The 11,871-nt window shown below is 72.1% G+C and carries 11 protein-coding genes; 8 read left to right on the plus strand and 3 right to left on the minus strand.

All coding sequences use genetic code 11. The features are described from left to right. Window positions 1–475: 475 nt before the first annotated feature. Genes HN013_RS23335 through HN013_RS23345 form a run of 3 tightly spaced genes read left to right on the plus strand, consistent with a single transcriptional unit; the run spans window position 476 to window position 3,956 of the window. Window positions 476–2,356: a polysaccharide deacetylase family protein gene (locus tag HN013_RS23335; protein WP_312018695.1), complete on the plus strand. Its 1,881-nt coding sequence runs from the start codon at window positions 476–478 to the stop codon at window positions 2,354–2,356. Beyond that, window positions 2,353–3,444, plus strand: a complete 1,092-nt coding sequence (locus HN013_RS23340) for a glycoside hydrolase family 113 (protein ID WP_171169375.1) — start codon at window positions 2,353–2,355, stop codon at window positions 3,442–3,444. The genes HN013_RS23335 and HN013_RS23340 overlap by 4 nt, the downstream gene beginning before the upstream one ends. Continuing rightward, window positions 3,441–3,956 (plus strand): hypothetical protein, encoded by a 516-nt coding sequence (locus tag HN013_RS23345; protein WP_171169377.1) that lies wholly within the window; start codon window positions 3,441–3,443, stop codon window positions 3,954–3,956. Before HN013_RS23340 ends, HN013_RS23345 begins: the two co-directional genes overlap by 4 nt. 36 nt (window positions 3,957–3,992) lie before the next feature. On the opposite strand, the gene HN013_RS23350 is transcribed toward HN013_RS23345, so the two are convergent. Continuing rightward, the gene (locus HN013_RS23350; RefSeq protein WP_171169379.1) at window positions 3,993–4,880 is read right to left on the minus strand and encodes a hypothetical protein; all 888 of its coding nucleotides are present in this window, start codon (window positions 4,878–4,880) and stop codon (window positions 3,993–3,995) included. Window positions 4,881–5,130: 250 nt separating this feature from the next. Between HN013_RS23350 and HN013_RS23355 the strand changes: the two genes are divergently transcribed. The 4 genes from HN013_RS23355 (at window position 5,131) to HN013_RS23370 (ending at window position 9,096) form a co-directional block, all read left to right on the plus strand. Next, the gene (locus HN013_RS23355) at window positions 5,131–5,928 is read left to right on the plus strand and encodes a serine protease (RefSeq protein WP_249375298.1); all 798 of its coding nucleotides are present in this window, start codon (window positions 5,131–5,133) and stop codon (window positions 5,926–5,928) included. Between the two features lie 249 nt (window positions 5,929–6,177). Continuing rightward, complete coding sequence (locus HN013_RS23360; RefSeq protein WP_171169383.1) at window positions 6,178–6,852, plus strand: hypothetical protein; 675 nt, start codon at window positions 6,178–6,180, stop codon at window positions 6,850–6,852. A 403-nt stretch (window positions 6,853–7,255) separates the two neighbouring features. Further along, window positions 7,256–7,948 carry a response regulator transcription factor gene (locus HN013_RS23365; protein WP_171169385.1) on the plus strand — a complete coding sequence of 231 codons (693 nt, stop codon included), beginning with the start codon at window positions 7,256–7,258 and terminating at the stop codon, window positions 7,946–7,948. Next, window positions 7,945–9,096, plus strand: coding sequence for a histidine kinase (locus HN013_RS23370; RefSeq protein WP_171169387.1), 1,152 nt, complete (start codon window positions 7,945–7,947; stop codon window positions 9,094–9,096). Before HN013_RS23365 ends, HN013_RS23370 begins: the two co-directional genes overlap by 4 nt. Window positions 9,097–9,267: 171 nt before the next feature. Here HN013_RS23370 and HN013_RS23375 read toward each other — a convergent pair whose 3' ends face one another. Beyond that, on the minus strand, window positions 9,268–10,476 hold the full coding sequence (locus tag HN013_RS23375) for a multidrug effflux MFS transporter (RefSeq protein ID WP_171169389.1): 1,209 nt from the start codon (window positions 10,474–10,476) through the stop codon (window positions 9,268–9,270). Window positions 10,477–10,869: 393 nt separating this feature from the next. On the opposite strand from HN013_RS23375, the gene HN013_RS23380 reads away from it, so the two are divergent. Continuing rightward, window positions 10,870–11,220 (plus strand): antibiotic biosynthesis monooxygenase, encoded by a 351-nt coding sequence (locus HN013_RS23380; protein ID WP_171169391.1) that lies wholly within the window; start codon window positions 10,870–10,872, stop codon window positions 11,218–11,220. Between the two features lie 36 nt (window positions 11,221–11,256). Here HN013_RS23380 and HN013_RS23385 read toward each other — a convergent pair whose 3' ends face one another. Further along, window positions 11,257–11,868, minus strand: a complete 612-nt coding sequence (locus tag HN013_RS23385) for an ATP-dependent Clp protease proteolytic subunit (RefSeq protein ID WP_171169393.1) — start codon at window positions 11,866–11,868, stop codon at window positions 11,257–11,259. Between the last annotated feature and the right edge of the window lie 3 nt (window positions 11,869–11,871).

The following is an 11,871-nucleotide window of genomic DNA, read 5'->3' on the forward strand; positions in this document are numbered from 1 at the left end:
GGTGCGGCCGTCAGCCCGGCCAAGGGCACAACGGTGCCCAGGGCTGGTTTTCCGTACATGGGTTCCCCCCCATTTTCCGCCTCCTGCGAGGCGTGCGCTGGGAACGTACCAGACCTGCCGATCGGGCCGGTCATACATCAGGGAAGTCGGAGAATTCCAGGGTGTAAATTCTTGTGACCGGTGGGTAGTTCTGGCAGCTCGCGCCGGGTTTGGGGCTGGTGTGACCTGCGGTCTGAACCATTCGGGAACCGGAATGCGGCGGACCTCTCCGTGGCGCCCCGGTGGAGAACTCCGGGGAATGCCGGACGGATTGCAAGGTTCCGGGGAATGTATTGACAGCCGCTGGTGACCCCAGCAGAATCTGCCAACTGTCGGCGTGGAAATCCAGGACGCCGGAACGGCAACAGGGGGGAATGGGATGAGAATTTCCAGGAGGAGACGGGGAAAGCCCCGAATTTCGCTCGCGCTTTCGATAGTGGCCGCCCTGCTGGGCGGCTTCACTCTTTCGGAAGGCGCCGGAGCCGCCGGAACTCCGGCGGACCGGCACCGTCCGCCGCACGCCCTGCAGGGCACCGGGCCCGCCGCGCTCTCCAAGGCCGGCACCCAGGACCTCAAGGCCTGGAAGGCCGCACGGCTGGCCAACGACCGGCTGCGCCGGTCCGGCAAGCTCGTCGTCAGCCGCCCGACCCGTACGACCCCTACGGTGCCGAGTGGTACGACGCCCCCGAAGACCGCCGCGGTTCCCGCGGTCGCCCCCCTGACGTCAGGGGTTTCCGGGACGTCCGGCCCCACCGTGGTCACCGCCGCCGCCAAGCTGCCGGCCGCGGTCCCCGGCGGTGCCTCCGCGCTGGTCCTCTACGACAGCGCCGGCCCCTACGGGTACCTGGGCGAGCTGTACGCCATGGCCGTCGCCAACCTCGCGGGACACTTCGGGACCGTGACCGCCAAGCCGGTCTCGGCGTACACCGCGGGGATGGTCAACCAGTACACGGCCACGCTCTACGTCGGCTCGACGTACTACGGCGGGCCCGTCCCCGACGCCGTCCCGGCCGCGTTCTACCAGGACGCCCTGGCCACGACGCGCCCCGTGACCTGGGTCGGGGACAACATCTGGGGCATGGCCAACGCCGTCGGCGTCAGCACCTTCAAGCAGCGCTACGGCTGGGACCCCACCGCCTCGTTCTACGAGAGCGGGGGCACCGTGGGGAACATCACCCAGGTGACCTACAAGGGCCGGCAGCTCACCCGGAAGATCCCGGCCGGCTTCGACGGCGGGGTGCTGCACCCCGCGCTCGCGACCGGGCCCGGATACCCGCAGGTCACCCAGCTGGCCCAGGCCAGGGACGCCAATTCGGGCAACGCCAGCCCATGGGCGATCCGTTCGGGCAATCTGACCTACGTCGGGGAGATCCCCTTCACGTACGTCTCCGAGAGCGACCGCGTGATCGCCTTCGAGGACCTGCTCTTCGACGGGCTCGCGCCGGGCACCGCAGAACGGCACCGCGCGTTCGTCCGGCTGGAGGACATCAGTCCCAAGTCCGACCCCAACGACCTGCGCAAGGCGGCGGATTACCTCTTCTCGCAGAAGATCCCCTACGGGATCAACGTCATCCCCGTCTACACGGACCCCAAGGGCACGTACAACAGCGGCAGGCCGGAGACGGTCACACTCGCCCAGAGTCCCGGGGTCGTCTCGGCCCTCAAGTACATGCTCGCGCGCGGCGCGGTGCTGATGGACCACGGTTACACCCACCAGTACAGCAATGTGAACAACCCGTACAGCGGAGTCACCGGGGACGACTTCGAGTTCTTCCGCGCCCACGTCGACGCCTCGGACAACGTCGTCTACGACGGGCCGACGGCTCAGGACTCAACTGCCTGGGCACAAACGCGAGTTACGTCCGCCCTGGCGGCCTTCGCGGCGGCCGGACTGCCGAGGCCGGCACTGTGGACAACGCCACACTACGCGGCCTCCGCCACCGACTACCGTGTCCTCGGTCAGAACTTCTCCGCCCGACTGGAGAGATCCTTGTACTTCACAGGCACACTGACCGGTGCCCCCACCAACTCCGGTCGCTACATCGGCCAGTTCTTCCCGTACGCCGTCAAGGACGTGTACGGCACCACGGTCCTCCCGGAGAACCTCGGCAACTACGAGCCCGAGCCGTACAACAACCACCCGGCCCGGCTCCCCGCCGACCTGATCGCCTCGGCCAGGGCCAACCTGGCCGTCCGTGACGGCGTGGCCAGCTTCTTCTACCACCCGTACTTCGGGACGGCCCCGCTCCAGCAGACGGTCGAGGGCATCCGCGCCCTCGGGTACACCTTCGTCGGCCCCACGGACCTGAACCAGTGAGCGCGAAGAAGAGGGCGGTCGTCGCGCTGGCGGCCGCGGCCGCCCTCTTCCTCGCAGGGTGCTCCGCCAACGATTCCGAGGAATCCACCGAAACCCCCCGTCACACGCCCGGCGGCACCGCGGGCGGAGGGGGCAGCAAACGCCCGGACGACCGGAAGGAGGCCGCGCTGAAGGGGATCACCCTTCCGGCCTGGAACAAGAAGGACTACGAGAGTCCCGAGGCCAAAACGTATCTGCGGCAGATCGCCGCCACCGGCGCCCGGTGGGTGACGTTCACCCCGACCTGGTACCAGGACGGCATCGGCGAGTCGGACATCCACCCGACCGACGAGACCGCCGACGACGCGAGCCTGCGCCACATCGTGCGCCTCGCCCACGACGCCGGCCTCAAGACCATGATCAAGCCCCATGTGGACCTGAAGGACGGCGGCGACCGCTCCGGCATCCGGCCCGACGACCGGAATGCCTGGTTCACGGCGTACGAACGCTTCATCACCCACTACGCGAAGCTCGCCGCCGAGACCGGCGCGGAGCAGTTCTCCGTCGGCACCGAACTCGCCGGCACCTCCGAGGACGGCGCGCACTGGAAGAAGGCCGTCTCCGCCGTCCGTTCCGCCTACAAGGGCCGGCTCACCTACGCGGCCAACTACGACGAGTACCAGAAGATCCCGTTCTGGAAGGACCTCGACCTCATCGGGATCGACGCCTACTGGCCGCTCGGCGAGAAGCCCACCACCGACGTGGCGAAGCTGCGCCAGGCGTGGCAGCCGGTGGTGAAGGAACTGGCCGCCTTCTCCGCCGAGCAGGGGCGCAAGATCCTGTTCACCGAGGCCGGTTACGTCAGCCAGAAGGGGTCCACGACGGCCCCGTACTCCTGGACCGTCAGCACGGCCCGGGGCGACGCCGAACAGGCCGCCGGCTACGAGGCGTTGCTGGCCGCCTTCGACGGCCAGAAGTGGTGGGCCGGGGTCTGCTGGTGGATGTGGGACGACTGGCCGGACACCGGGGAGACGCCGAAGAAGCTCGCTTACACGCCGCACGGGAAGCCGGCGGAGAAGGTGCTGCGGAAGTGGTGGGGGACGGGGTGAGCGGGCCCTTCCTCATACGGCGGCTGCGCAGCGAGCAGTTGTTCGTCGACGAGACGTACGCGTTCCGCATCATCGACCCCGAGACCCTGGAGGAGTTCGAACCCGACTACTCCGCGACCGGGCTGGTCGACGTCAACCCCGAGGGCGGCGCGGCCTCGGTGCGCTGCGCCGAGGAGTGCCAGTTCATCACCGTCACCGCGGAGACCTGGGATGGTCCGCCCGCTGTGGAGACGGACGGGTGGGACGACGTCGCCGAGGTGTCCGTCCGGTGGAACAGTCACGCGATGGAGGTCGGGGAGTCCGATCCGGAGGAGAGTGGCGAGCTGCCGGAGATCATCATCTCCGGGCCCGGCACGTACCGGATCCGGGTGTCGGGCCGGAACCGCGACTACCCGGCCTGGGCCGACCTCGGCGAGGAGTACCTGGTCCAGGCGTGGCCCGCCGGGATGGCTCCCACGGTGGTGCACAAGTCGACGAGCGAGCTGGCGGCGGGTTTACGCGGCGGTGGGTAGAGCGCCGCTGAAGTGGAACGCACCCGTCAACGACCGTCACGTCTCGCACTCCAGCACGCTCCCGCACAGCCCGCACCGCGCCCGCAGCCGTCCCCTGACCGGCACCCGGATCCGCTGGTGGCAGGTGGGGCAGGGGAAGCTGACGCGCTGCGGATCGCGCCCCTCGAACGCGTACCCGGCGGGGAGCGCGGCCGGGCCCGTGCCCCGCTCGGCCGCCCGCCGGTCCCGCGCGTAGCGGTGCCGTCCGAGCCGGCCCGCCGTCGCCAGCGGCGGGCGCCGCGCCTCCCGGCGGGCCCGTGCCGCGCCCTGGACGTAGGCGTCGTGGGCGCGCGGGCTGGTGAACCAGAGGGCGGGGTCCTCGGCGAAGACCTCGGCGCGCTGGGCCAGGACGTAGCCGAACTCCTCCGGGGTGAGATAGCCGAGCTTCTGCGTGGTGAGCGCGTCCTCGCGGTACGCGTCGAGCAGCAGCCAGCCGGCGCCGAGGTAGGCGGCGACGGTGTCGGTGAGGATCTCGTTGTCCCGGGTGCCGGGGAACGCGAGTCCCAGCCGGTGCAGGTAGACGTGGGTCACCTCGTGGGCCAGGGCCGCGCCGATGTCCCTGCGGTGCTTCTTGAAGCGGGAGTTGAGCTCGATGAAGTACTCGGGCCCTGCCGCGAGTTCGACGTTCCCGGCGTGCCGCATGTCGCGGAAGGAGACGATCATCCGCGCGTCCGGGAGCCGCAGCTGCCGCACCATGACGCCGGCGACCCGTTGGACGCCCAGGTAGGGGTCCTCGTCGTCGGAGAACGCGACGTCGGACGGCGGGACGCTGAGCGCGAAGGTGCGCAGGGTGTCGCAGGAGAGCCGCCGGTACAGCGCGGTGATCGCGGAGTGGACCGTGTCCAGGTGCGGGAAGCCGTGCTGGATCTCGACGTCCGTGCTCACCCGTCACCACCCCCGTGGTTCCGCCGGCCCCCGCCGTCCTCCACTGTACGGGCGGGGGCGCGGGGCGGGTACGGCGCCGGGCCTCCGCTTGTGTCCCATGGCCCGCACTGGCCTGAAGCGTCCTTGCCGTCGCCCCCGTCCGCTCCGATACTCACCACACCGCGTTCACCAGGTTCCGCTTCGGGGCGAGCATCGGCAGCTTGTCATGAACCTGGCAAATCGTGGTCAACCCTCCACGAAAGGACCCCCCTTGAGCACCCACCTCACGGCCTTGAAGAGGACCCTTGCCGTCGGCGCGGTGGCCCTCGCCGCCTTCAGTCTCCAGCCCGGCGGGGCCCAGGCGCAGGAACCGGCCTCCGGGCCCGGCCAGGGCGTCGTCGGCGGCGTCCCCGCGCAGCAGGGCGAGTTCCCCTGGATGGTCCGCCTCTCCATGGGCTGCGGCGGCGCCCTCTACACCAAGCAGATCGTCCTCACCGCCGCCCACTGCGTGAACGGCAGCGGCGCGGACACCTCCATCACCGTGACGGCCGGCGTCGTCGACCTCAACTCCGCGCAGGCGGTCAAGGTCAAGTCCACCCGGGTCCTCCAGGCCCCCGGCTACAACGGCTCCGGCAAGGACTGGGCGCTGATCAGACTCGCCCGGCCCGTCGACCTGCCCACCCTCAAGACGGCCGACACCACCGCCTACGACTCGGGCACCTTCACCGTCGCCGGCTGGGGCGCCACCCGGGAGGGCGGCGGACAGCAGACCAAGATGCGCAAGGCGGACGTGCCGTTCGTCGACGACGCCACCTGCGGCAAGGCGTACGGCAGCAGCCTCATACCCGGCGAGGAGATCTGCGCCGGGTTCGTCGAGAAGGGCGGCGTGGACACCTGCCAGGGCGACTCCGGCGGGCCCATGTTCCGCAAGGACAACGCGGGGGCCTGGATCCAGGTCGGCATCGTCAGCTGGGGCACCGGCTGCGCCCGGCCCCGCTACCCCGGCGTGTACACCCAGGTGAGCACCTTCGCCAAGGACATCGCGGCGGGCGCCGCGAGCCTCGGCTGATCCGGCACTGACCCTCCGGTCCGTCCGGCGGCGGCCCGCCCGCGCGACTCCGGTATGACGCGCGGCGGGCCGCCGTCATCCTTTCGGCCGAGACGGGACGGGACGGGAATGGCCCGGCCGGTCGAGGTGTGCGGGGCATGAAGGCCCGTAACGTGGATCACGCGCACTCCGCGGTCCCGCGACGGGACGTCCGGGGTGCGCGGCCGCGGCACGTGCCGCACTGCCGCACACCGACAGAAAGGCACAGCCGTGCCCGCCAGGACCCGCATCGCCGCCGTCACCCTTCTCGCCGCCGCGGGCGCGGCGTTCCTGCCGGTGACCGGCGCCGAGGCCGCGGACCACGGGCAGCGCGACCGCACCGGCGGCGACCGCGCGGTCGTCCGTGACGGGGGTTCCCGCGAGGCGGCCGCCGACCCCGCCGTCGTCCGGCGGGAGGCCACCGGTCACCCGGCCGCGGGAACCGGCGACCGCCGGGCGAACCACCGTGAGCGGGAGCTCCGCGTCACCCACCGGGAGCACTCCGGCGTGTCGCGCCCGGCACCGCTCCGGCCGGCCGAACAGATCCGGCGGGCGAACGGGACCGGACGGGTGGGGCAGGCGGGAGAGATCGGACAGGTAGGACAGGTGGGAGAGGTAGGAAAGGCCGGACAGGGCGCGCTGGTCCTGGAGGGCAAGCGGGTCAAGCAGGCCAAGCAGGCCCGGCCGGTGAAGCAGGCCAGGAAGGCCAAGCAGGTCCGGCAGGCCAAGCGGCACGTGGCGGCCAGCAACCCCGTGCGCCGCATGGTGCAGGCCGGCCAGACCGTCAAGGGCCGGCACGACGTCGGCACGCCGCTCGTCGCGGGCGGCGCGCTGCTGGCGGTCGGCGGGGGAGCGTACGGGGTGCGGCTCCTGAGCCGCCGCCGCGCCGCCCGTCCGGAGGCCTGACCGGGGAGACCCGGCGGAGCCGTGCCCGCCGCCCGTCGCCGCGCTTGCTGTTGCGGCCGCACGGCACCCCCGGTGACATGGAGGGACGCCGGGCATGCCGGCGGTCCCGTCCCGGTTCCGGGCCACCGGGCTCGGGTCATGGGACTCGGCCCACGGACTCAGGCCACGGGTTCCGGGCCGGCGGTTCCGGACCGGCGGTTCCGGACCACCGGTTTCGGACCACCGGACCCGGATCACCGGTTCCGGATCACCGGTTCCGGGCCACCAGGTCCGGGCCACCGGTTCCGGACCATCAGTTCCGGATCACCGGTTCCGGGCCATCAGGCCCGGCCCACCGGTTCCGGACCCACCGGCGCCCGCCCCGGCGCACCGTACCGACAGCCACCCCGGCGGAGGGGACGTCATGGCGATCACCGTCGTCATCGCGGACGACCAGGAGATGGTCCGCACCGGCTTCCGGATGATCCTGGAGAGCCAGCCCGACATCGACGTCGTCGCCGACGTCGTGGACGGCGAGGCCGCCCTGGCCGCCGTCGAGGCGTACCGGCCCGACGTGCTGCTCCTCGACATCCGCATGCCCAAGCTGGACGGGCTGGAGGTCACCCGGCGGCTCTCCGCCCTCACCGCCGCGGAGCCGGAGCGCGGCGGCCGCCCCCGCATCGTCATCGTCACCACGTTCGACCTCGACGAGTACGTCCACTCCGCCCTGCGCAACGGCGCCTCCGGATTCCTCCTGAAGGACGCCAGCCCGGCCATGCTCGTCGAGGCGGTCCACGCCGCCGCCGTCGGCGACTCCCTCATCTCGCCCGCCATCACCGTCCGGCTGCTCCGCGACCTGGCCCCCGCGGCCACCGACGGCGGCAACGCCGTCCGTACGCCGAGGGAGCCCTCCGAGCCGCTGACCGAGCGCGAGGAGGACGTCGTGCGCTGCCTCGCGCGCGGCGCCACCAACGCCGAGATCGCCGCCGAACTGTTCATCTCCCTGTCCACGGTCAAGACCCACCTGGCCAATGTGCAGCTGAAGCTCGACGCCCGGAACCGCGTCGAGATCGCCGCCTGGGCCTGGGAGAGCGGGCTGGCCACGGGCGCTACGTGACCGGCCGGGCCGGGATCGCCCGGCATCCGCGCCGGGCCGTCGTCGCCAAGGCCGTGCTCGCCCTCTTCCTGCTCGGCCTGGTCGGCTTCGAGGGGCTCGTCCTCGCCCGGCAGCCCAGCCCGCCGCACGCCGTGGTGCTCGCCTCGGGCGTCGCCGTCTGCCTGTGCGCCGTGCCGTACGCCTGGATCCCGCTCGACGTGCGGGCCGGCGTCGCCGTCGCCGTCTCCTGGACCACCTCGGCCGTCCTGATGGCCGGCCGGCACCCCGAGGTGGTCTGGGGCATGGGCGAGGACGTCGCCCTGCTCGTCCTGCTGACCAACGTCGTCCAGCGCTCGGCGGCCCGGCGCGCCGCCGTCCTCGGCCCGGCGCTGGCCCTGGCCGCCCTCGCCGCACCGGTGCGCGACCTCGAACCGGGCCGGTTCACGGCCGTGTTCACCCTGCTGACGGTGGTCGTCTGCGCGTACTCCCTGCTGCTGCGCGCCCAGTCCGCCCAACGCGTCCGCGACATGGCGGCCGTGCGCACGGCCGAGCGACTCGAACTCGCCCGCGAGCTCCACGACCTCGTCGCCCACCACATCACCGGTATCGCCGTCCAGGCCCAGGCCGCGCGCTTCACCTCCCTGGAGGGCGACGCGGCCGCCCGCGCGTTCGAGCGCATCGAGGGCTCCGCCGGGGAGGCGCTGGGGGCCATGCGCCGCCTCGTCGGCGTCCTGCGCGAGGGTACGGAACCCGAGACGGAGCCGGTGGCCGGCCTGCCCGAAGTCCGCTCCCTCACCGAGGAGTTCACCCGTACCGGGCCGCCCGTCGCGCTCTACATCGAGCACGGGATGGAGGGCTGGCTCCCGGGCGACGTCGCCGCCGCTGTCCACCGCGTCGTCCGCGAGGCCCTCACCAACATCCGCAAGCACGCCGCCGACGCCACCGCGGTCCGCATCGGGGTGCGTGGCGTCCCCGAGGGCGTCGAGCTCCGCATCGCCGACGACGGCCGCCGGCCCGCCGCCATCGCCGAAGCGGCCCGCGGCGGCGGCTTCGGCCTGGTCGGCCTCGCCGAACGGGCCAAGGCCATGGGCGGCCGCCTCACCGCGGGACCGGCGCCGGAGGGGGGCTGGCTGATCACGGCGGTGTTCCCGGTGGAGCGGCGGAGGTGAGGGGGGCCGGGCGTTCGCCCATGGGACGGTCGTCCCACGGAGATGAGGGCGCCGAGCGTTCGTTCCACCGGGGGCGAGGTGCGGAGGTGAGGCGGCCGGGCGGCGCTTGCGGGGGCCTGCCTGCCGATGTCCGGCCCCGCCGCGCGCCGGCCGGCCGGGGTGCGTACGCGGCTACGCCGCCGGTGCCCCCGCCGGCTCCGCCGGGCCCGTGGCGTGGCGGGTGAGGCGCAATGCCAGCAACGCGAGCCCCGCGAAGCCCGTCATGCACAGGAACATCGGCAGCGCGGTGTCCTGGCCGCCGAGTCCGACCAACGGCGCGGCCAGCGCGCTCAGGGCGCTCTGCAGGGCGCCCAGCACCGCGGAACCGGTGCCCGCGGCCCGGGGCACCCGGGCCAGGGCCAGCGGAACCGCGTTGATCGTCACCAGGCAGATGGGGACGAAGAGCAGACCCAGCAGCACCAGGGCGACGGGTGCCGTCAGCCCGCCGGCGACGGTGGCGAGGCAGAGCGCGACGGCGGTCGGGAACATGAGACGGAGCCCGGCTCGCAGCATTCCGCCGGCGGTGAACCGGCCGACGAGCTTGGTGATCACCGTGCTCGCGAGGGTGCTGACGACGCCCACCGAGGCGAAGGCCGCGGACGTCTGCCCCAGGCCGAACCCGAGGACGTTCTGGAAGAGGAAGGAGGCCCCGGCCACGTAGCAGAAGAGCACCGCGAGCGAGAATCCGAACGCCAGGGTGTACCCGAGGTACGGGCGGTCGCCCAGGACCTCGCGCGCGGCCCGGAGGGTGGCCGCGCCCCCGCCCGTGTGGCGCTTCTCCACGGGCAGGCTCTCGGGGACGGCGACGACGGCGGCGACCAGGGCGAGCAGGCATGCGCCGGCGAGCACCCAGAACACGCCGTGCCAGCCCCCGTGCCCGACGACGGCGCCGCCCGCGACGGGGGCGAGGACCGGTGCGATCCCCATCAGGGTCATCAGGATGCCGAACATCCGGGCGGCCGTCCTGCCCTCGGCGACGTCGGAGACCACGGCACGTCCGATCACGACGCCCGCCGCGCCGCTGAAGCCCTGGGCGAAACGGAGCGCGACCAGCCAGCCGAGCGACGGCGCCATGGCGCAGAGCACGGTCGCCGCGACACAGACGGCCCCGCCGGTCAGCAGCGGCAGCCGGCGCCCGAGCCGGTCGGACAGCGGACCGAGCACCAGCTGGCCGAGGCCCATGCCGACGAGGAACGACGTCAGGGTGAGCTGGACGCCGGACGCGTCGGTGTGCAGGTCGTCCGTCATCCGGGGAAAGGCCGGCAGATACATGTCCGTGGCCAGGGGCATGACGAACGAGAGCAGCACCAGGGCCGCTGTCAGCAGGCGGGGGACACGCATACGGGAACTCCAGGAATCGCGGAAGGAATCGGTGGCGACAGCCGACGGGACAAGCCCGTCGGGGCCACTCGGTCCGCGCCGCGAACAGCCCGGAAATGCGTGAAGAATCAACTTCCCCGTATTTGCCGCGCTTTTCGTCGCCAGGGAAACCGTAGAAGAACTGCCTGGTCAGGCGCTGCGAACCAGAGGCGGAATTCAATCCTCCGTTGGTCCTAGGGCAAAGAGCGGGGAAGATCCGGTTTCCGCTGTGAAAAAACCTCTCACGGTATGGATGCTGTCTATTCGCCGGTCGTTTCCGGCCGATGGTGACGGGCATTCGCGCCCGCCCCGTTGCGTTACCGGCCGGGTGTGCGGGACCGTGCGGTGACCCGTCGTCCCGCTCCGGAGGAACCGATGGCCGTGCCCGCCCCCGCCGCCCTGCCCGAACCGCCGTACTACGCGGTCATCTTCAGCTCGAACCGTGTCGAGGGCGGTGAGGGCTACGACGAGACGGCGGCCCGGATGCTCGAACTCGCCCGGAAGCAGCCGGGGTTCCTCGGTATCGACTCCACGGGCGGTGAGGGCGAACTCGGGATCACCGTGTCGTACTGGCGGGACGAGGAGGCGATCCTGGCCTGGCGCGACCACGCCGAGCACCTCGTGGCCCAGGCGGACGGGCGCGAGCGCTGGTACGAGCGGTTCGCCGTGCACGTCGCCAGGGTCGAGCGGGCCTACGGCTTCGTCCGTCCGGCAGCCGGGTCCTGACCGGCGTCCCCAGGTGCGCTGGAGCCGGGGCTGAAGTCAGAGGTCGGCGAGCCGGTCGGCCGAGGAGATCACGTGGTCGACGAAGCCGTACTCCTTGGCCTCCTCGGCCGTGAAGTAGTTGTCGCGGTCGGAGTCCGCCTCGATCTGCTCCACCGGGCGGCCCGTGTGGTGGGCGATGCGCTGCTGGACCAGCTGCTTCACCGCCCGCATCTGCTCGATCTGGATCCTGATGTCGGACGCCGAACCGGCGAGCCCCGCGGACGGCTGGTGCATGAGGATGCTCGCGTGCGGCAGCGCGTACCGCTTTCCCGGGGCGCCCGCGCAGAGCAGGAACTGGCCCATCGAGGCCGTGAAGCCCATCGACAGGGTGGCCACGTCGTTCGGGATGAACTGCATGATGTCGTAGATGGCCAGCCCGGCCGTGATCGAGCCGCCAGGCGAGTTGATGTAGAGGTGGATGTCGCGGTGCCGGTCCTCGGCCGACAGGAGCAGCATCTCGGCGCAGATCCGGTTCGCGATGTCGTCGTCGACCGGCTGTCCGAGCACGATGACGCGGTTGCGCAGCAGCCGCTGGTAGACGTGCTCCCCGGCGGGCGGTGCGGGCGGTGCGGCGGTGGTCGCGGCGGGGGAAAGGAGGAGTGCGGTCATGAG

Origin of the sequence: Streptomyces sp. I05A-00742, assembly GCF_013055795.1 — a bacterium.
Lineage (GTDB): Bacteria > Actinomycetota > Actinomycetes > Streptomycetales > Streptomycetaceae > Streptomyces.